This window comes from Phaeobacter sp. JH20_34 (genome assembly GCF_048056095.1).
Lineage (GTDB): Bacteria > Pseudomonadota > Alphaproteobacteria > Rhodobacterales > Rhodobacteraceae > Phaeobacter > Phaeobacter bryozoorum.
In genome coordinates this window covers 73,724-98,695 of the sequence record NZ_JAYMWT010000019.1, presented here as the reverse complement: position 1 = coordinate 98,695, position 24,972 = coordinate 73,724, and the positions used below count along the sequence as shown (strand labels likewise).

General features: G+C 60.5%; 25 protein-coding genes. 13 read left to right on the top strand and 12 right to left on the bottom strand.

Features of this window, described 5'->3' with window-relative positions; all coding sequences use genetic code 11:
• The 4 genes from phnD (at window position 1) to VWZ81_RS13630 (ending at window position 3,972) form a co-directional block, all read left to right on the top strand.
• Complete coding sequence (phnD, locus tag VWZ81_RS13645; protein WP_416543336.1) at window positions 1-909, top strand: phosphonate ABC transporter substrate-binding protein; 909 nt, start codon at window positions 1-3, stop codon at window positions 907-909.
• A 160-nt stretch (window positions 910-1,069) separates the two neighbouring features.
• Window positions 1,070-1,939, top strand: coding sequence for a phosphonate ABC transporter, permease protein PhnE (gene phnE / locus VWZ81_RS13640; RefSeq protein ID WP_340544364.1), 870 nt, complete (start codon window positions 1,070-1,072; stop codon window positions 1,937-1,939).
• A complete protein-coding gene (gene phnE / locus VWZ81_RS13635; protein ID WP_416543335.1) occupies window positions 1,936-3,306 on the top strand; it encodes a phosphonate ABC transporter, permease protein PhnE in 1,371 nt (456 codons plus the stop codon). Before phnE (VWZ81_RS13640) ends, phnE (VWZ81_RS13635) begins: the two co-directional genes overlap by 4 nt.
• A gap of 51 nt (window positions 3,307-3,357) precedes the next feature.
• Window positions 3,358-3,972 carry a chloramphenicol acetyltransferase gene (locus tag VWZ81_RS13630; protein ID WP_416543334.1) on the top strand — a complete coding sequence of 205 codons (615 nt, stop codon included), beginning with the start codon at window positions 3,358-3,360 and terminating at the stop codon, window positions 3,970-3,972.
• A 46-nt stretch (window positions 3,973-4,018) separates the two neighbouring features.
• Here the strand turns inward: VWZ81_RS13630 and phnF are convergent, their stop codons facing one another.
• Window positions 4,019-4,753, bottom strand: a complete 735-nt coding sequence (phnF, locus tag VWZ81_RS13625; RefSeq protein ID WP_416543333.1) for a phosphonate metabolism transcriptional regulator PhnF — start codon at window positions 4,751-4,753, stop codon at window positions 4,019-4,021.
• Window positions 4,754-4,861: 108 nt separating this feature from the next.
• On the opposite strand from phnF, the gene phnG reads away from it, so the two are divergent.
• The 7 genes from phnG (at window position 4,862) to phnN (ending at window position 10,157) form a co-directional block, all read left to right on the top strand.
• Window positions 4,862-5,338 (top strand): phosphonate C-P lyase system protein PhnG, encoded by a 477-nt coding sequence (gene phnG, locus VWZ81_RS13620; RefSeq protein WP_416540692.1) that lies wholly within the window; start codon window positions 4,862-4,864, stop codon window positions 5,336-5,338.
• A complete protein-coding gene (gene phnH, locus VWZ81_RS13615) occupies window positions 5,338-5,934 on the top strand; it encodes a phosphonate C-P lyase system protein PhnH (RefSeq protein WP_416543332.1) in 597 nt (198 codons plus the stop codon). The genes phnG and phnH overlap by 1 nt, the downstream gene beginning before the upstream one ends.
• A 3-nt stretch (window positions 5,935-5,937) precedes the next feature.
• Complete coding sequence (locus VWZ81_RS13610; RefSeq protein ID WP_416543331.1) at window positions 5,938-7,047, top strand: carbon-phosphorus lyase complex subunit PhnI; 1,110 nt, start codon at window positions 5,938-5,940, stop codon at window positions 7,045-7,047.
• Window positions 7,048-7,267: 220 nt separating this feature from the next.
• The gene (locus VWZ81_RS13605) at window positions 7,268-8,125 is read left to right on the top strand and encodes an alpha-D-ribose 1-methylphosphonate 5-phosphate C-P-lyase PhnJ (RefSeq protein ID WP_416543330.1); all 858 of its coding nucleotides are present in this window, start codon (window positions 7,268-7,270) and stop codon (window positions 8,123-8,125) included.
• Window positions 8,125-8,895: a phosphonate C-P lyase system protein PhnK gene (phnK, locus tag VWZ81_RS13600; protein WP_340544372.1), complete on the top strand. Its 771-nt coding sequence runs from the start codon at window positions 8,125-8,127 to the stop codon at window positions 8,893-8,895. The genes VWZ81_RS13605 and phnK overlap by 1 nt, the downstream gene beginning before the upstream one ends.
• A gap of 9 nt (window positions 8,896-8,904) precedes the next feature.
• Entirely contained in the window at window positions 8,905-9,588 is a 684-nt protein-coding gene (phnL, locus tag VWZ81_RS13595; RefSeq protein ID WP_416543329.1) for a phosphonate C-P lyase system protein PhnL, read from the top strand.
• Window positions 9,585-10,157 (top strand): phosphonate metabolism protein/1,5-bisphosphokinase (PRPP-forming) PhnN, encoded by a 573-nt coding sequence (gene phnN, locus VWZ81_RS13590; RefSeq protein ID WP_416543328.1) that lies wholly within the window; start codon window positions 9,585-9,587, stop codon window positions 10,155-10,157. Before phnL ends, phnN begins: the two co-directional genes overlap by 4 nt.
• On the opposite strand, the gene VWZ81_RS13585 is transcribed toward phnN, so the two are convergent.
• Window positions 10,139-10,822, bottom strand: a complete 684-nt coding sequence (locus VWZ81_RS13585; RefSeq protein WP_416543327.1) for a DUF1045 domain-containing protein — start codon at window positions 10,820-10,822, stop codon at window positions 10,139-10,141. The two genes, phnN and VWZ81_RS13585, sit on opposite strands and share 19 nt — an antisense overlap.
• Window positions 10,823-10,874: 52 nt before the next feature.
• Here VWZ81_RS13585 and VWZ81_RS13580 point away from each other — a divergent pair, with 52 nt between their 5' ends.
• Window positions 10,875-12,017, top strand: coding sequence for an alpha-D-ribose 1-methylphosphonate 5-triphosphate diphosphatase (locus VWZ81_RS13580; RefSeq protein WP_416540687.1), 1,143 nt, complete (start codon window positions 10,875-10,877; stop codon window positions 12,015-12,017).
• Between the two features lie 25 nt (window positions 12,018-12,042).
• On the opposite strand, the gene VWZ81_RS13575 is transcribed toward VWZ81_RS13580, so the two are convergent.
• The 7 genes from VWZ81_RS13575 to VWZ81_RS13545 are packed head-to-tail and all read right to left on the bottom strand — an operon-like array spanning window position 12,043 to window position 18,577.
• Window positions 12,043-12,519, bottom strand: coding sequence for a class I SAM-dependent methyltransferase (locus tag VWZ81_RS13575; protein WP_416536491.1), 477 nt, complete (start codon window positions 12,517-12,519; stop codon window positions 12,043-12,045).
• On the bottom strand, window positions 12,520-13,278 hold the full coding sequence (locus VWZ81_RS13570) for a polysaccharide deacetylase family protein (RefSeq protein WP_416543326.1): 759 nt from the start codon (window positions 13,276-13,278) through the stop codon (window positions 12,520-12,522). It abuts the gene before it with no gap.
• Entirely contained in the window at window positions 13,275-14,417 is a 1,143-nt protein-coding gene (locus tag VWZ81_RS13565) for a glycosyltransferase family protein (RefSeq protein WP_416543325.1), read from the bottom strand. Before VWZ81_RS13565 ends, VWZ81_RS13570 begins: the two co-directional genes overlap by 4 nt.
• Entirely contained in the window at window positions 14,417-15,004 is a 588-nt protein-coding gene (locus VWZ81_RS13560) for a histidine phosphatase family protein (protein ID WP_416537225.1), read from the bottom strand. The genes VWZ81_RS13565 and VWZ81_RS13560 overlap by 1 nt, the downstream gene beginning before the upstream one ends.
• Entirely contained in the window at window positions 15,001-16,113 is a 1,113-nt protein-coding gene (locus VWZ81_RS13555) for a glycosyltransferase family 4 protein (RefSeq protein ID WP_416543324.1), read from the bottom strand. The genes VWZ81_RS13560 and VWZ81_RS13555 overlap by 4 nt, the downstream gene beginning before the upstream one ends.
• Complete coding sequence (locus VWZ81_RS13550) at window positions 16,110-17,369, bottom strand: glycosyltransferase family 4 protein (RefSeq protein WP_416536496.1); 1,260 nt, start codon at window positions 17,367-17,369, stop codon at window positions 16,110-16,112. Before VWZ81_RS13550 ends, VWZ81_RS13555 begins: the two co-directional genes overlap by 4 nt.
• Window positions 17,366-18,577 (bottom strand): glycosyltransferase family protein, encoded by a 1,212-nt coding sequence (locus VWZ81_RS13545; RefSeq protein WP_340544386.1) that lies wholly within the window; start codon window positions 18,575-18,577, stop codon window positions 17,366-17,368. The genes VWZ81_RS13550 and VWZ81_RS13545 overlap by 4 nt, the downstream gene beginning before the upstream one ends.
• 441 nt (window positions 18,578-19,018) lie before the next feature.
• On the opposite strand from VWZ81_RS13545, the gene VWZ81_RS13540 reads away from it, so the two are divergent.
• Window positions 19,019-21,364, top strand: coding sequence for a mechanosensitive ion channel domain-containing protein (locus VWZ81_RS13540; RefSeq protein ID WP_416543323.1), 2,346 nt, complete (start codon window positions 19,019-19,021; stop codon window positions 21,362-21,364).
• 4 nt (window positions 21,365-21,368) lie between these two features.
• On the opposite strand, the gene VWZ81_RS13535 is transcribed toward VWZ81_RS13540, so the two are convergent.
• Genes VWZ81_RS13535 through VWZ81_RS13525 form a run of 3 tightly spaced genes read right to left on the bottom strand, consistent with a single transcriptional unit; the run spans window position 21,369 to window position 24,963 of the window.
• Window positions 21,369-22,745, bottom strand: coding sequence for a CoA transferase (locus VWZ81_RS13535; protein WP_416543322.1), 1,377 nt, complete (start codon window positions 22,743-22,745; stop codon window positions 21,369-21,371).
• Between the two features lie 38 nt (window positions 22,746-22,783).
• Window positions 22,784-23,938, bottom strand: coding sequence for an ABC transporter permease (locus VWZ81_RS13530; RefSeq protein WP_416536500.1), 1,155 nt, complete (start codon window positions 23,936-23,938; stop codon window positions 22,784-22,786).
• Window positions 23,935-24,963 carry an ABC transporter permease gene (locus tag VWZ81_RS13525; RefSeq protein WP_340544391.1) on the bottom strand — a complete coding sequence of 343 codons (1,029 nt, stop codon included), beginning with the start codon at window positions 24,961-24,963 and terminating at the stop codon, window positions 23,935-23,937. The genes VWZ81_RS13530 and VWZ81_RS13525 overlap by 4 nt, the downstream gene beginning before the upstream one ends.
• Between the last annotated feature and the right edge of the window lie 9 nt (window positions 24,964-24,972).

Sequence of the window (24,972 nt, the reverse complement as noted above, 5' to 3'; positions counted from 1 at the left end):
ATGAAAAACCTTATTGCTGCCATTCTGGCGACCACCGCGCTGACCGCACCGGTTCTTGCTGAGACCTCGGAAATTCAGGAATTCCGTATCGGTATTCTTGGTGGTGAAAACGCTCAGGATCGCCTGAACAACAACGAGTGCCTGCGTCAAAAGACCGAGGATCTTCTGGGGGTCGAAACCAAACTCTTTGCCCCGGCCGACTACAACGGGGTGATCCAGGGGCTGCTGGGCGGCACCATCGACATGGCGTGGCTGGGTGCATCCGGCTATGCCAAAACTTATCTCAGTGATCCGGCGGCGGTAGAGCCGATCCTGGTAAAGGTGAATAACGACGGTGGCTATGGCTACTATTCCATCGGTTTCACGCGTAAGGATAGCGGGATCACATCGCTCGATGACATGCAGGGCAAGACATTTGGTTTTGGTGATCCAAACTCCACCTCCGGTTTCCTGATCCCTTCGATCGAGATTCCACAGGTAACCGGCGCGACCATGACCTCCGGCGATTACTTTGGCGAGGTTAAATTCACGGGCGGGCATGAGCAGACAATCGTCGCTGTTGCGAATGGCGATGTGGACGCCGGCGTCAGCTGGGCTGACGGTCTGGGCGAATGGGAAGATGGTTTCAACTCCGGCGCGCTGCGTCGCGCGGTTGATGCAGGTCTCGTCGATATGAACGATCTGGTGCAGATCTGGCAGTCCAAGCCTATTCCCGAGGGCCCGGTTGTTCTGCGCACCGAACTGCCCGAGGACGTGAAGCTGAAGATGACTGGCCTGATGGCCTCTCTGAAGTCGATGGATGCTGAATGTTTCTATGGTGTGGCCGCCGGTGAGGCGAAAGGCTTCATGCCGATCACCCACGAGGCCTACGAGGTTATCATCGAAGCGCGGAAATTGAAGTCCAACTAATTTCAGTACCTAAGCGCGCGGGGTTCGGAGAATTCGTGCCGAACCCCGCCATTTTATCTGCCAACTGCCCTGGTTAGGCACTGACTGCGCGCAGTCTCCACCACGTGAAACATCGAAAGCCCAGCCGTTCGGCTGTTTTCGACGACACAGGATCCCATTCATGACAGATGCAACAGCCTCGGCCCCTTCGGTGTCCGACATTCAGGCCGATTACCAGGCGCTGATACAGCGCAAGCGCCTTTATGGCGGGATCCTTCTGGCCGTATTTGTGGCGATGATGGCCGCCGGTTTCAGGATCGCCGACGATCGCAACGCAGGGTCTTTCTGGAATGGGATTACCCATGTTTTTGACTACCCCTCTGAGGTGCTTTCGGAAGCAGTCGAGAAAGTGGCCCTATTGCCCGGGCATGTGTTACAGTTTTCACCGGCCCTGATCGAGACCTTGAACATCGCTGCCGCTGCCACGCTGATTGGGGCAATCTTCGGAACCATCCTGTCTTTGTTGGCAACACGGGGGCTGGCGCGCTGGCCGCGCCTTATCCCGCTGTTCCGCCGGATGCTGGATATCTTTCGTGCGATCCCGGAAATCGTCATCGCGCTGGTGCTGATCTTTCTTTTGGGTGGTGGACCGGTGCCTGCGATGATCGCGATTGCGATCCACACTGCGGGCGCTCTGGGCAAGCTGTTTTCCGAGGTGAATGAAAACGCATCGCTGAAGCCTGTCGAAGGACTGGCCTCTGTCGGGGCCGGTTGGGCGCAGCGCATGGTGCTGGGCGTTTTTCCCCAGGTCGGCCCGAACTATGTGAGCTACGCACTTCTGCGGTTCGAAATCAATATCCGCGCCTCCGCCATTCTCGGCTTCGTCGGGGCAGGCGGTATCGGCTACGAGCTGCGTAACGCCATGTCCTGGGGGCAGGGGCGGTATGATGAAGCTGCGGCGATCTTTCTTTTGCTGTTTTTTACCATCGTCCTGGTGGATCAACTGTCGGGCCTGCTGCGCGACCGGCTGACCCACGGAGCCAAACAATGACGACCTTTGACACCACTGTTCCGCCGACCTTGCGCAAACTGGACATGGAGCGCCTGTTCATCCGCAAGCGCGTCCTGAGCCTTTCTCTGCCGCTCTTGGTACTGGTCTATCTCGCCTATGTCTTCGTCGCCTTCGACGTTGCGGGACTGGCCGCGCGGATGAATCCGCAGAATGCCCGCACGCTGGTGGCAGATAGTTACAGCTACAAAACCCACGTCACGCGCGACAATCGGACAGGTGACGTTAGCGTCGCCATCGAGGGAGAGCGCAAAGGGGCCTATCCCGATGGGCAAGCGCCGGAGTGGGTTTCCCTCGCGACGACACCGTCCGACGTTACCGTGATTGACCTCGAAGATGGTCATCAGGTTCGCTTCGGCCCCGAGAGCATTGTTTTTGATATCCCCGGCTATGGTAGGATCCGCGCAACCCCAAGTCGCAGCGCTGGCGTGCAGGCCGAATTTCCGGCAGGCGATCTGCCGGATTGGATCAATGTCTCAAAGAACCGGTTGGCGGTGACGACCGATGCCGGGCGTCTGACGGTGACCCGTAACCGTGCGGAGGTGTTTCGGTATTTTGCTGGTTGGGAGCTGTTCTTCTTCACCCTCGACAGCCGTTACCACGGTCTGGGGCCCGGTGAGCTGATGACCCGGGCCGCAACCGGTGAAGCGGGCGCGATCTTCCACGATTTCTGGACCAACAAGATGTGGCGGCATCAGGATGTGGCCTGGGCCATTTTCGAAACGCTGCTGATGGCGTTCCTTGGCACGATGGGCGCGGGGCTGATTGCGCTGCCGCTCGCATTTGCTGCTACCCGGAACTTCATGCCGCTGCGCGCGGTCCGCTTTGCAACCCGTCGCCTTTTTGACTTCGTGCGCGGCGTCGACTCTCTGATCTGGACCGTGGTCCTTGCCCGGGCCTTTGGACCCGGTCCGCTGACTGGCGCTTTGGCGATCCTGGTGACCGACACTGGCACCTTTGGCAAGATTTTCTCAGAGGCGCTGGAGAATGTGGACGAGAAACAGATCGAAGGCGTTGCCTCCACAGGCGCGAAGCCGGCGCAGCGCTATCGCTTCGGTGTCATTCCGCAGATCACGCCTGTCTTGCTGAGCCAACTGCTCTATTTTCTGGAATCAAACATGCGCAGCGCAACGATCATTGGCGCCATCACCGGTGGCGGTATCGGCTTGCTGCTGACTCAGGCCATTATCACCCAGAAGGACTGGGAAGAGGTTGCCTATTACATCGTGCTGATCATTCTCATGGTGATGGTCATGGATTGGGTGTCCGGTTGGCTGCGCCGCCGCCTGATCAAGGGCGAGCCGGGCCGCAAGGCCCGCCGTCAGGGTGGCGCGATGCTGCTGCCGTGACCGTTGGCGGTGCTAAGAACCTGTCTCTTCAATATCTTCGAAAGCCACCCAATGCCCCGTCTCTCTGCCGATCAGCCGTATCTTCATTCCAACTGTTCGATCGCAAACAGCCAGTTTGGCGCCTTCGTCGAAATCGGGGCGGAAAGCCGGGTACTGAACAGCCGGTTCGGCGATTACAGCTACTGTGATCGCTACTGTGATATCGCCAATGCTGAGATCGGGAAGTTCTCGAATGTCGCCAGCGCCACGCGTATTGGCGCCACCGATCATCCGCTGCCAAAGGCCTCGCTGCATCATTTTCTCTACCGCTCGTCGGCCTATTGGGACGACATCGAAGATGACGCGGACTGGTTTCAGCATCGTGCCAGTCGGCTGGCACATATCGGCCACGACACCTGGATCGGGCATGGTGTGCTGATCAAGCCCGAGGTGACCATTGGCCACGGTGCCGTGGTGGCGGCCGGGACTGTCGTCACCAAGGACGTTGCCCCCTATACGATCGTCGGGGGAAACACGGCGCGGCTCATCCGGCGTCGGTATACCGAAGCAGTCGCTGAGGCGATGATCGCCTTGGCCTGGTGGGACTGGGACAATGCCCGGTTGAAGGCGGCGGTCCCCGATTTCCGAGCGCTAAGCGCCGAAGCTTTCTTAGAGAAATACGCCTAGCACCTGCCTGCGGATCAGCCATCAACGAGGGCGTCATGCAGGCAGGTCACCCGTCGGCCAAACCCGCGTCATCCTGATCGCTGACGGTCAGGGTCACCCGGTCCCCGGCAAACCAAGTTCGGCCAAATTCGACAGGGGTCCCGTCTGGCGCTGCGTTGATGCCGGTTGTCCGCAGGATCGGGCTGCCCTCGGAGATCCTGAGGTGCAGTGCCTGCGTGGCAGTTGCGAGTTTGGCCGTGATACGGGTCTCCACCCTCGTATAGTCGGTGACCCCGCAGATCTTCAGCGCCGCTGTTACCGATTGGGTCTCTTGCAACGCGGGGAGCAGATCAGGCAGGTCTTCGGCGGGGAACACGCTTTGGAAGAGGGCAATCGGCTGGCCATCCGCCAGTGACAACCCATCATAGACATGTACGGCTGTTCCTGATTCCAGCCCCAGCGCTTCGGCTTCTCGGCGGTCGGCAGCCCGGGTCTCCAGGCTGAGGATTTTCTTTGCTGGAATACGTCCCAGCCGAGCGACGTTCTGGTGAAAGCGGACTCTTTTGCCAATCGGGTAGTCTGTTGGCTGAGCCGCAACAAAGACACCGGCGCCCCTGCGGGCGTGAACCAGCCCCTGGTCTGCCATCTCCGACAAGGCGCGACGGACAGTGTGGCGGTTGACCCCAAATCGGCCTGCGAGCTGCACCTCTGGCGGAAGCTTGTCGCCGGTCTGATAGCGCCCCTGTGCGATGTCATCGGTGAGGCTGATGGCGATGGATTTCCAGACCGGGGTGCGGGGCATGTCACGAAACTTTCACAAGGTTGTCGTTGCGCCGCGTGGGGCGACTCAGGTAGCATTTGTCTAGTTGTATAGATAAGCTAGACAAATAGGCCAAGAGGCTTCGACAAGATGAACAGAGAAAACAGCATGACAGCGGGTGGTACCGGCAGCGGGGTGGACCGCCAAGCATGGATGAGCCTTCTTGCCTCTGCAAATGCCGCGGCATTGCAGGAGCTCTGGCAGAGCTATGGGCAGAACCCCGATCACGCATGGCTGCGCCCACCCGAAGTTGGCGGCGTGATGGTGCGGGGGCGCATGGGGGCCAGCGGAGCGGCATTCAACCTCGGGGAAATGACGGTTACCCGCTGCGCGCTGACATTGGCCGATGGCGTTGTCGGCCACGGCTATGTTCAGGGCCGTAACAAGGTACAGGCTGAGATCGCCGCCAAGATTGATGCGCTGATGCAGACCGGGGCGGCGGCTGACGTGCAGCGTCAGATCCTGGCACCGCTGCGCGAGGCAAAGCAGGCGAAAAAGGCGGCTCGGGCTGCAAAAGCCGCCGCTACGAAAGTTGATTTCTTTACAATGGTGCGGGGGGAAGACTGATGTCGACGCAAGCCCAGGCTTCTCATTTCTCTGGTGGTTTTGCTTCTCCTGCGGTGCAGTCGGCGCATGCGTTTCGCGCTGCGATGACCGCCATGGCACGTCCTGGCCAGATCATGGACATCACTGGCGCAGCGCCACCCGATGACCTGTCTGTCGCCGCTGGCTGCCTGTTGCTGACGCTGTGTGATCCCGACACGGGTCTCTACCTAGCGCCGGATGTTGACACGCTGGCGGTGCGGGAATGGGTCACCTTTCATACAGGCGCGCCGCTGGTGGCGGCTGATGTTGCAGATTTTGCGCTGGGCGGCTGGGCTGCGCTGGCACCAGTTGATGCCTATCGTATCGGCACGGCTGAATACCCGGATCGCTCGGCCACTCTGATCGTTGAAATGGACGAACTTGCACGACCCAACGCTGAATTGAGCGGCCCTGGCATTAAAGACACCGGCCAGATCCACCTGCCTGATCTGGGCGCATTTCAGGATAACTCTGCGCTCTTCCCTCTGGGGTTCGACACTTATTTCACCGTCGGCTGCCAGCTTTGCGCGCTGCCACGTTCCAGCCGGATTGCTCCGCTGTCCAAGAAGGAGGGCTAAGACATGTATGTTGCCGTAAAAGGGGGCGAACGGGCGATTGACAACGCCCATGCGTGGCTGGCCGAAGAACGCCGGGGCGATACATCGGTGGCCGAGCTGAGCCTGGCCCAGATTCGCGAACAGCTGAGCCTGGCGGTGAACCGGGTGATGGCTGAGGGCTCGCTTTACGATCCTGACCTGGCGGCGCTGGCGATCAAACAGGCGCGTGGGGATCTGATTGAAGCGATTTTTCTGATCCGCGCCTATCGCACAACGCTGCCGCGCTTCGGTGCATCTGAGCCGGTTGAAACGAGCCGTATGGCCTGTGACCGACGGATCTCTGCGACCTTTAAGGATGCGCCTGGTGGTCAGGTGCTTGGACCGACCTTCGATTACACCCATCGCTTGCTGGATTTCAAACTGGCGGCGGAGAGTGATGCCGGAGATCTGCCGGAGGCCCAGACAGCTGAGCCGCGGAGCGAAGACACGCCACATATCCTGACTTTCCTCGACGGCGAGAACATTATTGAACAGGAGCCTCAGGACGATACCGAACCGGGCGACCTGACGCGCGAGCCGATGTCATTTCCGGCGGGGCGGGCGGTGCGTCTACAGTCGCTCACGCGCGGGGACGAAGGCTTCATCCTTGGCATGGCCTATTCGACCCAGCGTGGCTATGCGCGCAACCACGCCTTTGTGGGGGAGCTGCGCATCGGCACCGTACCAGTCGAAATGGAGATCCCAGAGCTGGGTTTCGCGATTGAGATCGGAGAGGTTGAGCTGACCGAATGCGAGACCGTGAACCAGTTCAAGGGGTCGAAAACCGTGCCACCGCAGTTCACCCGCGGTTACGGTCTGGTATTTGGTCAGTCAGAGCGCAAATCCATCGCCATGGCCTTGGTTGATCGGGCGCTGCGCTGGAAGGAGCTGGGCGAGGATAACCTCGGCGCCGCGGCCCAGGACGAGGAATTTGTTCTGAGCCACGCCGACAACATTCAGGCCACAGGCTTTCTGGAGCACATCAAACTGCCACATTATGTGGATTTCCAGTCCGAGCTGGAACTGGTGCGCAAATTGCGCCGCGATGCAACCGAGCTGGCAGAAACACTTGCTGCGCAGGAGGCTGCGGAATGACGTTAGTCGCAGCCGCCATCTCCTCCCCCACATCCATGATCTCCTCCATCGTATTGCCCCTCGGCACCAGCGTAACTGCCGTTCTGTGGTCGCGACTTAAGCGGTTGAACACGGAACAGTTTGACGACCAACAGTATTGCGACCACAGCCAGAACGAGGGTCGTTACGGAAAATTCCTGCAAAACAAATGCTCCCAACTACGGGCTGTGAGGGAAAAGTCATGACCGACTACAACTTTGCATATCTCGATGAACAGACCAAGCGGATGATCCGCAGGGCGATCCTGAAGGGGCTGGCGGTACCGGGCTATCAGGTCCCCTTTGCCAGCCGTGAAATGCCAATGCCCTATGGCTGGGGTACAGGTGGCGTGCAGGTGTCGGCAGCGACGCTGACGCCGGATGATACGTTGAAAGTGATCGATCAGGGTGCCGATGACACCACCAACGCGGTCTCGATCCGGAAGTTCTTCGAAAACACCGCAGGCGTGGCAACCACCGAAGAAACCGCGAAGGCCAGTGTTATCCAGACCCGCCATCGTATCCCTGAGGCGGAGCTGAGCGAGGATCAGATCCTGGTCTATCAGGTGCCAATCCCGGAGCCCCTGCGCTTTCTCGAGCCGCGGGAGACCGAGACCCGCAAGATGCACAGCCTGCAGGAATATGGGCTGATGCACGTGAAACTTTATGAGGACATCAGCCAGCACGGCGCGATTGCGACCTCCTATGCCTATCCGGTGAAGGTCGCAGGCCGCTATGTGATGGACCCCTCGCCGATCCCGAAATTTGACAACCCAAAAATGAACATGGCGGCGATCCAGCTGTTTGGCGCAGGGCGCGAGCAACGCATCTACGCGGTGCCGCCTTATACCGAAGTGGTCTCCCTGGATTTTGAGGACTATCCGTTTGAAGCCAGCAAGGCGGATCACCCCTGCGATCTCTGCGCGGCCGAAGACAGCTATCTGGATGAGGTGATCCTCGACGACACGGGCAACCGGATGTTTGTCTGCTCGGACACGGATTATTGCCGATCCCGGCGTGACGCTGGCCATATTGGCCGCCTGAGTGAGGAGGCCGCGTGATGACACCGCTGCTGCAAGTAAAAAACCTGGCCAAGATGTATGGCGCGCGGATTGGCTGCACAGATGTCAGCTTTGATCTTTATCCGGGCGAAGTCATGGGCATTGTTGGTGAAAGCGGGTCGGGGAAATCGACTCTGTTGAACAGTATGGCGGGGCATCTGACGCCGGATCGTGGTGAAGTGATCTTCGACACCCGTGCAGACGGGCCGGTGGACACAGTCACCATGTCGGAACCGGCACGTCGTATGCTGGGGCGAACGGATTGGGCGTTTGTCCATCAGCACGCCCGCGATGGGCTGCGGATGTCTGTGTCAGCCGGTGGCAATATCGGTGAACGGTTGATGGCTGTGGGGGATCGTCACTACGGCAGCATCCGCGCCCGAGCGGCCGATTGGCTGGGCCGCGTCGAGATTGCCGAAAGCCGCATCGATGACCGGCCCACAGCTTTTTCCGGCGGGATGCAGCAGCGACTTCAGATTGCCCGCAATCTGGTCACCGGGCCGCGCCTTGTCTTCATGGACGAACCCACTGGCGGGCTTGATGTTTCGGTGCAGGCGCGGCTGTTGGATCTGTTGCGCGGGCTGGTGCGGGAAATGGGCCTGAGCGCCATTATCGTGACCCATGATCTCGCGGTGGTGCGTCTCCTGGCGGATCGGCTGATGGTCATGAAAGACGGTCATGTCGTCGAGGCTGGTCTGACCGATCAGGTGCTGGATGACCCGCAGCACGCCTATACCCAATTGCTGGTTTCCAGCGTTCTTCAGGTCTGAGGATCCGAGATGATTGAACTTCAAAACGTCAGCAAGAGCTTCACCCTGCACAATCAGGGCAGTGCGGTCATCCCGGTCATGGAAGGTGCAAGTCTAAAGGTGGCCCCCGGAGAGTGCATTGGCCTGATAGGCGCATCCGGGGCGGGAAAATCCACCCTGATGCGGGTAATCTACGGGAACTATCTGGCGGCATCTGGCAGGGTTATGGTGGGCGGCGTGGATGTGGCGAAGGCGGCTCCGCGCGAGATCTTGGCGCTGCGCCGCGAAACGCTGGGCTATGTGAGCCAGTTCCTGAGGGTGGTGCCGCGAGTACCAACGCTCGATGTCGTGGCTGAGCCGCTTCTGTCGGTGGGCGTTGATACAGCTGCGGCGCGCGACCGGGCCGCGACCCTGCTTGCGGGATTGAACATACCGGAACGCCTGTGGCAGCTCAGCCCGACCACCTTCTCGGGTGGGGAACAGCAGCGGGTGAACATTGCTCGCGGTTTCGCCCATACCTACCCGGCGATGCTCTTGGACGAACCAACGGCGAGTCTCGATGCGCAAAACCGGGCGACCGTTCTGTCTCTGATCGAAGACGCCAAGGCGCGCGGCGCCGCCATTATCGGTATCTTCCACGATGAGGCCGCACGCGAGCAGGTCTGCGATCGTTTTGTCGATGTTTCAGCCTTTACCCCAAAGGCTGCTGCATGATCCTGGAGCCTTCGATAGCCCCTGTTATCGCTGTGGTTGGCCCCTCAGGGGTTGGCAAGGATAGCCTGATGGATGCGCTGATGGCCCGTCTGCCGGGCGTGCAGAAGCAGCGGCGCGTCATCACGCGCGCGCCGGAACTGGGTGGTGAAGACTATGAGGCGGTAAGCGAGGCCCGTTTTGCAACACTCCGTGCCGAGGAGCGGTTTGCGCTCCATTGGCAGGCGCACGGCCTGCACTATGCGATTCCACGAGAGATAGACGAGGCGCGTGGGATCGCATCGGGCGTCTTGGTGAACCTTTCGAGAAAGGTGCTCCTCGAAGCGCAGGATGTTTTTGGGGTCCTGATTGTTCTGTCTGTCACAGCCACCCCAGAGGCGCTGGCGGCGCGGTTGGCCGAGCGCGGGCGCGAGGATGGCGCTGAAGTCAGCCGCAGGCTTGCCCGCGCGGCAACGCCGTTGCCGACCGGGCTCGAGCATGTAATCGACATCGACAACAGCGGTGAACTGGACGGGGCGATCAAGGCCGCAGAAGCAGCCCTGACACCCTGGCTTCAGCCAGTGAGGGCATGACGATGGATCAGCTGAAAACGACCGTCGCTGCCCTCGCCGACCAGAGCCAGATCTCCAAGAACAAAGGGCGCTGGCACCAGCGGCACGAGCCGGTCCTGCAACATGCTTTCGATGGCAGGCAGTTCCGCCTTAGGCCGTTTGCCGGTCAGCGTGATGTGGAACCGGAAGCTGTCGCCGACATAGGGGTAGCCCCAGGTGAGAAGCGCCTGTTCCTGAGCGGGCGTCAGACCTCCAGTGCGGCGCCGATCCAGTTCAGCTGCCGAAGGTGGAGAGCGGAAATCGTCCAGATCCCGCACGCAGTTAAACGCAAGGCGGTTCAGCGACAGCTGATCCCCGGTCGGACAAAGGGCAAGGAAACGGCCAAGCCGTGTGAGCGTCAGCCCGTCCAGCCGAACTGGTGCCATCTCAGTTGCGAACTGCGCAAACCGCTCTGCCAGAGCGTCCGCTGTCTTGCCCTCAGCGAGCCGAAACGGCGGCTTGATGGTCGCGTGAAGCCCGTATTTGCGCGGCACGTCAGTGATTGCAGCAACGTCCAGACCGGTGTTCGGGGGATGATCCAGCGGACGCCCTTCGCAAAGGTCCCAGCCCAGCCAACTGGATGCAAATCGGCTCCATTCCGCCTGCTTGGGCGGCACATAATAGATCGCGTATCGCGTGAATGTCACAATGGCCTCCTAGGTGTGGCCCGTTCTATAGCTCAAACCGTGTGAAACTCAGATGACAGAACCTATGATCCTTGCCAATGCCACGCTCGTTCTTCCCGGAGAAACCCGCACCGGTTCCGTCACCCTGAAAGATGGGCAGATCGTGGATATCGCCGATGGCGCATCCGTACCGAATGGGGCTATTGACCTTGAGGGAGACTTTCTGTGCCCCGGTCTGATTGAGCTGCACACCGACAACTTGGAGCGACATATTCAACCGCGACCGAAGGTCGACTGGCCCCATGCCGCGGCCATTATCGCTCATGATGCCGAGCTGGCGGGTACCGGGATTACCACAGTTTTTGATGCAATGCGCGTTGGCTCGATCAAGGCGGCTGAGTCCCGCTACGGCGCCTATGCCCGTAGTCTTGCATCTGAATTGCTTGAGCTTCGCGATCAGGCGGCGCTCAAGATCAGCCATTTTCTACATCTGCGCGCCGAGGTGTGTTCTGAAACCCTGGTACAGGAGCTGAACGAATTTGGGGAGGAGGATCGGGTCGGTCTGGTGTCCCTGATGGATCACACGCCGGGACAACGCCAGTTCCGCGACATGTCAAAGCTGGAAGCCTATGTGAAGGGCAAGCATGGCTTTGATGACGACGGCTTCCGAGCGCATGTAGCGGGACTGAAGCAAATGCGCGAGACCTATGGCGACCTGCACGAGGTCGAGGCGGTGAATGCTGCGCGCCGCTTTGGAGCGGTTCTGGCGAGCCATGATGATACAACTGCTGACCAGGTGGCGGTATCAGCCGGTCACGGCATCCATCTTGCTGAATTCCCCACCACCGTCGAGGCGGCACAGGCCTGCCATGCGCACGGCATCAAGGTGATGATGGGCGCGCCGAACCTGATCCGCGGGGGTTCGCATTCCGGCAACGTTGCGGCAAAGGAGCTTGCGGAACTAGAGCTTCTTGACGTGCTGTCCTCCGATTATGTGCCAGCGGCCCTGTTGCTGGCAGCTGCGCAGCTTGGCGATATCTGGGGTGACATGTCGCGAGGTCTCGCGACCGTCACTTCGGCACCGGCGGACGCGGTGAACCTGACGGATCGTGGACGTATCGACATCGGCAAGCGCGCAGATCTGATCCGCTTCCGAATGCGGGCAGGGGTGCCAGCGTTGTCTTCCGTCTGGTCACAAGGAAACCGCGTCGCCTAGTGCCTGCGCGGCAGGGCTGCGCCAGTCAGGCGCGATAGAACAGGTAGCGCCCCGGTGGAATATCCGCCGGGCCTTGCAACTCTTCAAATCCGACCAGCGGCTGACCTGAAACGATGACCCCGCCCGGCGTCATCACTGCCGCAATGGCCGGTGACAGAGCCGCAGCCTCGGCGATGTCCCGCTCCGGGACGCCGAAACCCAGATCATAATGGGCCAGCGCTATTGGGCTGTTCTCGCCGGCCAGCTGGTCCAGCATCGGGCGCGCCTCCCCTTGGAGGAAGTCTGCTTCTGGCGGCACGCAGGAGGGATGGCACTGCAGCACCCGGTCGATGACCCGCACCCTGCGGTCAGGCAATGTTTCGCGCAGGTGGTCATAGGTGCGGCCGTTGCCCAGCCCGATATCAAGAACATCACCGCTCAGGCCACGAATTTGGTCTGCGGCCCAGTTGAGCCCATCTCGCTGCGCGGTCAGGCGACGCAGCATGGAATCCAAGCGGCTCATTCAGTTAATCCTTTCATCAAAAACCCAAGCACGCCCCGGGCCGTCCAGCAGGCGGCGTATCACATCGTTGCAGAACGTCCATGTCACATCGTCCTGCACCAGATGATGGGTCAGGATGCCATAGGGTTCGGCGACATCGGCCTGCCCCTTGCGGCGCGCTGCGAGCTGCGTGACCAGCTGTGAAAGAAGCAACGCTGGCGGTACGAGTGAGCGCGTGCCCTTCCAGTCGATCGGGTCCAGATGCGTATTGATCTGCCATAGACCCGGGGCTGCCTTGGCCCGTCGCCGAGGAGCAAAGGTCGATAGCGCGCTATAGCCGAGTCCGGCCAGCCAGGGTTCAACTTCGGCGTCGATCCGGTTCCAGGGAGGGACGAACATCGGTCTTAGCCGATCGCCAAAAAGCTCACGCAGAAGGGTCAGGGCGTTCTCTGCATCCTCCAGCACGTCATCTATCGGTCGATGGGTGCCGAACTCGGCCTTCTTTTCACCATGCGGGGCATGGTTCTGATGCGCCCAACCATGAACCACCGGCACCAGCGTGTCGACCTGAGCCAGCCGATTGGCAAGGGAGGAGGTTGCGTCACGTCCCACAACCGCGAGATGGGCAGGTAGCGCCAGTTGCTGCGATTGTTCGATTAGCCGGTCGAGCTGTGGTGTCGCTGCAATCGCGTCGTCATCGCGCCACCACAGCGGCAGGATCAGCCCATCCTCCTGCCACCTGGCAAGCTCTCGGTCCAAATTGGTCCAATCGGGTGTCATGAACGCTCCTTTGCCATTTCGCGGGCAACCTCTACCGTTCGGGAGGCGCCGTCAAACCGGAAGCCATCTGTTGGCCGTGCGGGTGCCGCCATAACCGCGTCAACGGCCCTGCAAAGCGCCTCCGGCGTCAGATCGGCCGAGGGTATCGCCGCGATGCCATCAAGCTGCGTGAGACTGCTGGCGCGCAGGGTCTGTTCGACCTCATTGCCCGCATCGAAGGGAACGATCACTGCGGGCACCCCTGTTTGCAACAGATCGAGCGCAGTATTGTAGCCACACATGCTGACCGAAGCGGCTGCGCCTTTTAGCATCTGCCTGAAATCTGGCCGTGCGGGTTCCAGATGTGCGAGTGTTTCGCCGTGCTCCGCCACCAGCTGGGCGATTTGCTCCGCTGCGGACGGGCCGCCCACCAGAATCCGCCAGCGTAGAGCGGGACGCAGCGCAGCGGCTTTGAGCGCGATCCGGTAAAGCGTTTCACCGACGGCGCCGCCACCGGCGCTGACAAGGATCTCGCCTTTGCCGGTTCCTTCTGGGTGCGGTGCTGGCGGGGGCGGTGCGACATATCCGGTATAGTGCAGCATTGACGAGATCGCCGGTGTGACAGGCCATGAGGCCTCCAACTGCGTGGCCTGGGGATCTGAATGAACCAGTACACCATCATAGCGTGTTGTCAGAATGGCCGCGGCGTCATCGGCCTTCTTGGGTTTCGAGGGTGGTGCCAGGATATCGCGCACGGACGCCAACACGACAGGTCGTTTCGGCAGGTCGTGAGCCGCATCGAGCAGTGCCAGAAACTCCTGCCGCAAGCTGCGCCGTCCAAAGGGGAATAACTCAGTGATGACAATATCCGGCTGGATCCGTTGAACCGTGTCGCACAGCATTTCGATCCGGCTGTCGAAATAGGCATCGTCGGCCACTTCACCGGTTGGTGTCAGCAGGCGCGAGAAACTGACGCCGTCTGATCGCAAAGGAGGCAGCTGCACGAGATCAACACCGCTATGATCAAGCTGGCGCGCTGACCCGCCGCCGGAGACGACATAGGGCTGGTGTCTGGCAGCGCTGAACGCCCGGCCCAGTGTCAGGGCGCGTGACAGATGCCCAGTGCCCAACAGATGTGTGACGGCGATGAGGACTTTCATCACATGTCACGTTTGCTGAGACGCACTGGTTCAGCGACGGGTGTGAGCCTGCCGTCAGCGTGTCGCTCCACCACGAACAACCGGTTGCGCTTGATCTGAAACGGGGCTGGCGAGTCAAAGTTCCAGCCATATGCCCGCGCCAGGATCATCCGCATGATCCCGATATGGCACACGGCCACGGTGTCCTCTGTCAACTGGGCGAGCCATGGCACGATCCTCTCCCAGACCTCCTGTGGGGTTTCGCCGCCGGGCGGGCGGTAGTCCCAGCCCCACTCCTCGATGTCGCGAAATCCGCTGGTCAGGTCGGCTCTTAGATCCTTGCCGTGCTGGCCTTCCCAGTCTCCCCAGTTCATTTCGATGAGCGCCGTGCTGGTCTGGGGGGTACGGTCTGCAACCAGCTTGGCGGTCTCGGCCGCGCGTTTCAACGGGCTCGACCAAAGCGAAGCTTGATCCCAAGGGGCAGGCAGGGCCTGCACGGCGAGTTCGGCACGTGCCGTGTCGTCCAACGGGATATCGCTGCGACCTTGAATTCGGCCGGCACGGTTCCAGTCGGTGTGGCCGTGGCGCAGGAGGGCAAGCCTGATCATGATGAAATCTCCAGCAAGGGTGAGAGCGTGGCCCACAATTTTTGTGCCGCCACCGGTGCGAGGTGTCGCGTGGCAATCCGGTCGCGGGCGCGTTTGGCCTGCCGGTTCCGCAAGGCTCCATCATCCAGCGCCCGTTCGAGCGCCCGGGCGTAGCCCGCAGCGCCGCTGTCTGTCGTTGGATTAAGGTCTGGTTCCTCCCATTGGGTGACGACATCGCACAGGCCAGGGCGATCCTGCGCCACGACAGGCACACCATGGGCCTGGGCTTCAAGATAGACCATTCCAAACGCTTCGTTGACACCGGGCCAGAGAAAAAGGGAGGCCTGTTGATAGAGCGCCTCCAATGCCTCCCGGTTCAACTCACCAAGAAATCGGACATGCTCGCCGAAGGGGCGCATCAGGGTTTCGACCTCGGGGCGGGCCGGGCCGTCGCCGACGATGTCCAACCGCCAGGGCTGGGATACCCTGGCGAGCGCATCCGCGAGCAGACGATATGAGGCGAGCTTGTCGCCCGGTCGCATCATACCGACGCTCAACAGCGGGCCGGAGTGATCGCTGGCGGTTGGCAGCGTCTTCGCTGTCAAGAACGGGGGCAGGTGGACCAGCCTCTGGTCCGCGTATCTGTCGCGCAGCAAGGTCTCGTGGTCCTGTTCGGTCAGATAGAAGATGACCGCAGCCGCATCGGCCGCCTCATGGGCTGCCCTGGCGAAATCCGACCATGGACCTTCGAGCCTTTTGTTGGCGCGTGTCGATTCTACCTGAACATAGGGGATGCCGAGACGCTCCGCGACGGCAGGGCCGATCAGATCGGGGGCCTTGTAATAGTTGTGGTAGGTAAGCCAGAGCGCAGGCCGGTCGGCCTCGGGAGTGGCGCGAATCTCGGTACAGATGCGGTCGATCTCATGTGCTGCCTTGCCGCGCAGTGTGGCTTGGTGTTCGGTGTCACCGGATCTGTCATACACCCGAAGCTCGCTGGCCAGAGTGACGGTTGCCCCAGTCCCGGCGAGTAATCCCATCAGATTGCGGGCCATCTCTCGATCACCTGAAGGCACCGGGTGGCGCGGTGACTTCATCGGCGCATAAAAGGCAATCTTGTGGCCCCGGCTCATGTCTCGCGTATCATCGTCTTCAGCCGCTCCGACAGGCGGGCGATGCCGGGGTCCATGCCAAAATCATGACGCAGTCGAACGAGTGCCGCTTCTGCCATTCGGGCGGCTTGCTCGGGATTCCGGCTCAGGGTCAGGATGGCCTCTGCCAAGGCTTCGGGGGTATCTTGGCTGAGCACGCCGTGGGTGCCATTTTCGATGAACTCCGGGATCGCAGAGACCGCGGTGGACAGGATCGGCAGGCGCTGCGACGCGGCTTCCATCAGCACGTTAGGTAGCCCGTCCCGATCACCATCGCTGGCGATGCGGCTGGGCAGGACGAATATGTCACATGCGCGCATGGCCGAGATAACCTCTGGCTGATCGCAGGCGCCGCGCCAGGTGATCCGATCGACCACGCCTAGATCCTCTGCCATGCCTCGTAGCAGGTCTTTCAGGTCGCCGCCGCCGATGTGGGTCCAGTGCCAGTCAAGCGAACTGGGCAGGAGGGCGAGCGCGGCGATCAACCGGTCAAAGCCCTTCTTCTCGACCAATCGGCCGACCGACATCAGATGCAGCGGGTCGCCCGGAGCACGCCATCTGCGCTGGGGCGGAGAGGGGAAACGCGAGAGATCCAGACCGTGATAGATCAGGTCAACCCGGTCAGTTCTGTCCGAAAGCGCTTGCAGGTGTTTCGCCCCAAACCCGGTGCAAGTGGCACCAAAGGCAGCGCCATGTGTCGCGGCTGCAAGCTTTTCTTTCAGTTCCCACTCGGGGGATGTCCAGATGTCCTTGGCATGGGCGGAAAAACTCCAGGGCAGACCGCGCATGATGGCGGCATAGCGCGCCACTGAAGACGGCGTGTGCAGGAAATGAGCATAAAGCCCGAGGACCTGCTCCGGCATTTCCGCAGCCAGGACGCAAGCCTGACCAAATCGGCGGATCCGGTTACGGGAGGGATCGCGGCGCAGGTCCTGCCGCCAGATCCGATAGGCGGTCTGATAGCCGGGCATCGCCTGTGCCTGTTGCCGCGCGCTCCAGACACGATCAGGTTCCTGATAAAGATACTCCGGCAGGTAGTGGACCGCGGCGCTCAGCTTCTCATGTAAGGGGTGACGTTTGATATCCGTGGGATGACGAAGGGACCAGATTTCAAAACTATGGCCTGCGGCCTCCAGCGCGACCAGTTCCTGCGCGATGAAAGTTTCGGACAGGCGCGGCCAACCTTTGACGATCACGGCAAGAGGCGGGCGCGACGGCGTGGTCTTGCGAGAGTTCATTCGGCGGCCTTCCCGCTGGTCTTATGCAGAAGTGCATCGACCCGGTCGGTTACATAATCGAGACCGTCCAACAACCCGTCGGGGATCGCCGCCGAGGGCGGTGGTTGGTCGGCGAGCGCGCGGATCGCACGGATCATCGCCTCTGGTGTCCAGCCGTCTCGACGCTCATCCAGCATGGCCGTCAGCCCAAGTTCTTCGGCGCGGCTGGCGCGGATCCACTGCTCAAGCCTCGGGGTGGTGCGCGGTACAATGACGGCGGGTTTGTCAAAGGACAAAACCTCGCAGAACGTGTTGTAGCCGCCCATGCAGACAACGCCCTGCGCCCCGGCGAAGAGGGTTTCGATCTCGGATTCGAACCCCACTGCTGTGACGCGGCCGTTCAGAGCGGCAACACGAGTCTCGAACTCGGTTCGGGTTTCGCCCGACAGGAAGGGGCCGTAGACCAGCATGGCCCGGGGTGCCAGGTTCGGGTCGCGTTCATAGGCGGTCAGGACAAGGTCGACCATCATCGCGCCATCGCCACCGCCGCCGGGGGTGATCAGGACATATGGCTGCTCGGGAGGGGTTCCCAGCTCGCCAAGATCGCGGCGCAGATACCCGGTCCAATGCATCCGCGCCTGTGCGTCCGCGCTGAGGGGAAGCCCGGCGGTGGGATCATAGACGGAGCGGATGCCATAGACCCAGATCTCGTCATAGAATTGTTCAGTGGCGGCAACGGCATCCTTGCGGGCCCACTCGGTGGCCAGCACCTCCGGCTCATCCAGAACATCGCGCAACCCGAGGATCAGGCGTGTTTTGCCCTTGCGCTGCAGCTCTTCCAGGGTGGGCAGCAATTCGCCGCGAAACCCGGTTGGTTCCTTGTCGACGATCAGCACATCGGGGGCGTATTCCATCGCGGTAGATCGGATAAGACCTGCCCGCAGCGTGGTGGTCTCTTCAATCGACATTCCCATTGTCCGTGACGCATAGGAGCCGTCCGACCGCTTGATTACACCGGGTAGCCGCACATGGTCGACGCGTGAGGGAAAGGCGAAACGCCCGGCCACGGGAGAGCCGGTCAGGATCAGGGCCGAGGCCGACGGGTCCGCATCGGTAATCGCACCGGCCAGGGCCCTCGACCGTCGCAGATGACCCAGCCCGAAGGTATCGTGGCTGTAGAGCATGACACGGGGGCCGCGAGGGGTGCTGGAGGGTGCGTTGACTGTCATCGCTGGGCCTGCGTCTGGTACAAGGATAGGAGAGATGAAACACCGGGAAACCCAAGTCGGGAGGACGTGCAGAGATGTTCTGGACACGGGTGCCCATCCTCCGCATCAGCGGCTGTGCGTAACAGCTCGGCCAGGGTCCGCCTCAGCATAGTATCGCCTCAGGTTGCTCAGCCTGACACGCTACGGGCCAAGGCACAGATCATCGTTGCGTCAGATCCAGAACGTCGAAGGTGGCATCCTGCGCCCGTCCGCGTGGTCTGCCCTCTTGCGCTCTGTGTGGTACGCTGAATTTTCTATAACGTGCAGAGGTATAAGTTGCAATCAAGCGCTTGCGAACCGCACTTTCACCACTGAAACGCCGTGCCAAGGTGCAAAGACTTGATATTTTCACCGTTTTGCGGCCTTGGTGAAGGGATGGTTCCAAAAAATCGGGTTGTTCTCATGTGGCGAATGGTATCGCAGTATCTTGTCTGTTTGACGCTGGCGCTGGTTGTGGCTGCCTTTGGTCCGGCAGCAACATGGGCGCAATCGACGTCACCTCAGGGTGGGGATGATCTAGCCAAGGCGATTGAGCAGGCAGCTGAGAGCGGCGTCGGCGTCATCATCGTTGATGCTCGCGGCCAGCTGGTTTCGCCCTCGGATGCGCAGGGTGGAACGATACCTGTTCCCGCCACGGATCAGATGGAAGGGGCCTCGGCGCTGATGAAAGCGCAATCGGAGGTGGAGCAATTCGGGGATGCCCTGAAAAGTCGTCTGGAGGCGATGCCCTATTCGATCTTTGAGGTGCAGTACATCCTGCGACAGACGAGCCCGGATGGCCGCATTATCACCTACGTGAAGGTGCTCGGCTGGAGCTTGTTTCTGCTGTTCATCGGTCGCTGGGTCTCGGTCGAGATTTACGGCAAGCGTATCGCCAAGAAACATGTGGTGTCGCGGATCAAGGAACAGCCCGAAGGCTATCAGGATAAAATGCCGTTCCTGGTCTTCCGTTTCATTATGGGGGTCGGCGGTACAATTGTAGCCATGGCGTTTGCGTTGCTGACGTCCTATCTCATCTTCGGAACTTCCGGCAATTCATCGGTGAAATTCACCGTCACCGCGATCTACACGGCGTTTTTCTTGTCGCGGACAGTTTCGGACCTGTGGCGCATGGTGCTGTCGCCTTACCTCAGCCAATACCGCATTCCTGTGTTCTCAGACCGGGACGCTCGGCGTCTGTATTTCTGGGCCTCCGGGCTGGCGACCTACGATATCTGTTCGGTGCTTTTTGCGACTTGGGTTGGCGATTTCGGGCTCAATTACAATGTATATGCGCTTGTCTATGGCGTGTTGGCATTGGTTGGCACGTTCGGCAATCTGTTGATGGTTGTGATCAATGCGCGACCCATTTCCAACGCCATACGTGCAGGCCGCGCCCCGGAAACCTGCTCCTGGCTCGTCCGGCTTCTGTCTGTTGCCTGGGCACCTGTTCTGGTGGTCTACATCATATTTGGATGGCTGGAGCTGGCCTTCGATCTGGTGTTGGAGCGCGATATGTCGCTGCCGCTCATGGCGGGCAGCTATTCGGTGCTGACCTCTATTCTGGTTGTCTACGGCCTCATCAACTATGTGATCGAACGCTTCTTCAATCGGTCGCAGCGACGGGTGCTGGTCAACGCTGCCGATGGAAGCGACGAAGACAGTGACGCAGAGACCGACGACGATGCCGAGATGCTTCCGCAACAGCAGCGGCACCCGATAGCCACTTTCGAAGATCTCGCGCGCCGCATCGCCGGTATACTGGCCTTTACCGTCGGCTTTCTCGCCATGGTCACGATCTGGAACCCCGAAGCAGCCTGGATGGAAAACTCCCGTCTGGACCGGATGAGCGATATAATCGTGATCCTGTTCATCGGTTATATTGTCTACCACATCGCCCGGATCTGGATCGACAGCAAGATCGACGAAGAGGTTGGCGACATGCCGGTTGGCGAATTAGGGGACGAGGGCGGCGCGGGCGGTGCCAGCCGGTTGGCAACCCTGTTGCCGCTGTTCCGAGGCGCGATCTTGGCGGTTGTCGTGGTCTCCATCATCCTGATCGTTCTGCTGGAACTGGGGATCAACGTCAGCCCGTTGTTCGCCGGTGCCGGTGTAGTCGGTCTGGCGGTGGGTTTTGGGTCGCAGACCCTGGTCCGGGATATCTTTTCGGGTGCCTTCTTCCTCGTGGACGACGCCTTCCGCAAAGGCGAATACATAGATATCGGCGATGTCAAAGGCACGGTCGAACGTATTTCGGTGCGATCCTTTCAGTTGCGCCATCACCTGGGAGCGTTGCACACCATTCCCTTTGGTGAGATCCGCGTGCTGACCAATTATTCCCGCGACTGGGTCATGATGAAGCTGCCGCTACGGGTGACCTATGACACCGATGTGGAAAAGGTTCGCAAACTCATCAAGAAACTGGGGCAAGAGCTGCTGGATGATCCGGTGATCGGAGACACCTTCATACAGCCGCTGAAGTCGCAGGGTGTGATCGAGATGCAGGATTCTGCAATGATCATTCGGGTCAAATTCATGACCAAGCCTGGCGACCAATGGCTGGTGCGCAAGAAGGTGTTTCAGGAAATCCGCGATCTCTTTGCGCGCGAAGGTATCAAATTTGCCCATCGCGAGGTTACCGTGCGTTTGGCTGGGGATCAGGTCGAGCAAACCCCCAAAGAGAAGCGCGATCTGGCTGTCGGGGCTGTTCAGGCGGCCATCGATGAGGATCTGATGGATGTGAACGATGGCGACGGTGACGATCGCTAGGAGATCAGCGCGGCCAGTCCGGCGCTGCTGTTCCTGATGCCGTCGCGGGCTGGACCCACTGCATCTGCGTCTTACCAACCGCCAGCGGCGCAAGCAGCCGCTGTCCGGGTCCCCAGCTTGTCTGCTCCACTTCCGGTGAGAAGTCGTGATCGACTGCGCCCGCCAGTTCCTGGCCGGGTGCGCTGTCATCGCCATGACAGTCGGTTAGGGATGTGAGCTCATGCGCGGTGCGGGCCAGCGACAGGCGCGCATCGGCAACAGGCTCGCCTCTGCTTGCCTTGCTCAATGCCTGTAGAACTGCTGCGGCCATCAGATAACCGGTCGCGTGGTCCAGTGCCTGTACAGGGAGCGGAACCGGTTTTGCCGCGGGGTCAGATGTGGATGGAAATCCGGCGACCCATTGGCGCCCACGTTCGGCGATCCCGCTGCTCATCTGCACAAGGCTGTCAAATCCCCTGCGCTGCGCCCACGGGCCGGTCCAGCCATAGGCATTCAGGCGCACATCAATGAGGTTCGGCGCGAGTTCCTGCAGCTTTGCGGTATCATATCCCAGCCCGTCCAGCGCGCCGGGACGAAAGCCATGCACCAGAACATCGGCGTCGGCTAACAGAGTTTCAAAGCGATCACGCCCGCTGGCGGAGCGCAGATCCAATGACGCCATATGTTTGCCCAGCGAGATATCCTGAAGCACGCCGGGTTCGTCCCAGCCCGGCGGATCAATCCTGAGGACAGTAGCGCCGAAGGCGGCCAAGGTCCGGGTCGCTACGGGGCCTGCCAGCACCCGCGTGAGGTCCAGCACCCGCAGTCCCGCCAAAGGCCGAGCCCCTGTTGCCAATGGATGCTTTCGAAGGTTGATGTGACGGGGCCGCCCCCAGGCGATCAAGGGCTCGGAACCGACTGCCTGCCCCTGTTGATGGGCGTGCCAGTCGGCATGGCTGCGCATCGCTGCCGCGACACCGCCCGCACCAACGATGGCCTGTTCCAACGTATCCGCGGATCGGCTAGCAACAGCGTCGCGTACCGCCTCCGGGGTAGGTTGGCAGCCGAGGGTCGCTAGCGCCGCGTCGCGATGATGGGGAAGGTTGGTATGAAGCCGGATCCATCCGTCGGCTGTGCGATAATCGCCGGCCAAGGGGTCCCAGAGATTGGGCATCTCCCAGCCCATGGGACGGAAGCTGTAGCGAAACCAGAGCGCAGCCCGGCGCTGATCGACGGTAACGGCCAGATCTTCGGTGTCGAGGTTCATCGCGGTCATCAGTTCGGCTAGGGCGACCCCGACCGCAGCCAGCGAGCGGTTGGCCAGTTCCGAAACAGCATAGCAGCTGGGCCAGCGAGCACCTGCGATCACGGAGTAGGTTTCAGGGTCTGGTAGCGCCTGCATTGGGCTCTCCTTTCGCGGGTCAGTTGATCACCTGGGGGTTATTGCTGGTAGGGATCGAGGCTGTCGCGCAATCCGTCGCCGAGGAAATTGAATGCAAGCACAACAATGATGATCGGAAGCATGGGAATAGCGGTCCATGGGTAAATCTCGATCGAAGCAAGATTTTGCGCGTCGTTCAGCATGACGCCCCAACTAACGGCCGGGGCGCGCAAACCGAGGCCAAGGAACGAGAGCGCCGTTTCACCAAGGATCATCGCCGGGATCGACAGGGCAGCAGAGGCGATAAGATGTGACATGAAATTCGGCAGCAGGTGTTTGCGTATCACCCGCCCCGAGGACGCTCCCATCATTTCGGCAGCGCGGACGTATTCTTCTTCGCGCAGGGATAGGAACTTCGCTCTGACGGAGCGCGCCAGTCCGGGCCAGTCAAGAATGCCCAGAATGATTGAGATGACAAAGAACACCGCGACTGGCGACCAGTTGGATGGCACAGCGGCGGAGAGCGCCAGCCACAGCGGCAGTTCAGGCAGCGAGCGCAGGATTTCGATCATCCGGTTGATCATCCAGTCCAGCTTGCCGCCGAAGTATCCCGCGAGGGAGCCAAAGAATATCCCCAGCACAAAGGAGACGGTGATGCCAATCAGGCCCACGGTGAGTGACAGCTGGGCGCCATAAAGAATACGGCTGAAGACATCCCGGCCCAGCCGGTCGGATCCCCAGATAAACAGAGTTGCGCCTTCGGGGGGGCAGAACAGATGGGTGTCGGAGGGGAACAGCCCGGCAATCTTGTAGGTTGCACCCTCGCAGAAGTATCGCAGCGGTTGCGGGTTTTCCAGATCTGGCTTGAAGACCCATTGAAAGGTTTCGAGATCCGCCTCCGAGGTCATCGGATAGATAAACGGCGCGCGCAGCTTGCCCTCATGGAACAGGTTTATGGATTGAGGCGGCGAGTAGATATGCTCGCTGTCGCGCTCATTCGGGCCGTAGGGTGCTATGAAGCCGATGACAGGAAGAAGCAGGTAGCAGACCAGCAGGAAGATACCCGAGGTGAGGCCCAGTTTGTGCGTTTTGAACTTGCGCCAGATCAACACCCAATTGGGGGCGTCGAGATCCTTGCGCTCCAGCTCTTGCAGGGCCGTATTGGGATCATAGGGCGTGGTATCGACGTAGCGATTGTCGGGTTGGGTGCTCATCGCTTGCGCTCCTCATAGCGGATGCGGGGATCGAGCATCACCAGCAAGACATCGGAAATCATGGTCCCGATCAGGGTGAGCAGTGCGACGAACATCAAGACGAACCCGCTCAGGAACATATCTTGTGTTTTGAGTGCGGTGAGTAGGGTAGGCCCAATGGTCTGCAGGCCCAGAACAACGGAGACCAGAACCGAGCCGGAGATCATGGCTGGCAGTAGGTTGCCAATATCCGCAACAAAGGGGTTGAAGGCCACACGCAGCGGATATTTTGTCAACATCCGGGCCGGTGCCATCCCCTTTGCTATGGCGGTTTCCACATAGGGTTTGCCGAGTTCATCCAGCATATTGGCCCGCAACCGCTGCATCATGGCCGAGGCGCCGGAGGTTCCGATCACGAAGGTTGGCACAATCAGGTGGATCAGAATGGATTTCACCTTTTCCCATGTCATCGGCTCTCCCTCATAGGCGGGATCCATCAGGCCACCGATTGGCAGATCGAAATATTTATGCCCATAATAGAACAGGATAAGCGCCAGCAGAAAGTTCGGCGTTGCGAGCCCGAGGTATCCAACAAAGGCAGAGGTATAGTCGACCCAGGTGCGAGAGCGCGCTGCCGCCAGGACCCCCAGCGGAAGTGCAACGAGGTAGACGAACAGCACTGCTGCTACATTGACCAGAACGGTGAGCCAGAGGCTCTCGCCGACAATCTCGGCAACCGGGCGGTCAAATTCGAAAGACCAGCCAAAATTACCCTGTATCATCCCGGAGAACCCATGCGGGCCGGGCATGAACCCCATCCAGATCATGTACTGCTGCCACAGCGGGCGATCCAGCGCATATTCCTTGCGAAGGAATTCCGCCTTGTCCACGCCGGACGACTGGCCGGAGGCTCGCAGCTCCGCGATCTGGTTGGACAGGTAGTCACCGGGGGGCAGGTTGATGATGACGAAGATCAGCACTGATACCACAAGCAGCGTCAGCAACATGGTTCCAAAGCGATAGATGGCGTAGCGCAGGATCTCCATCTGGTCGTG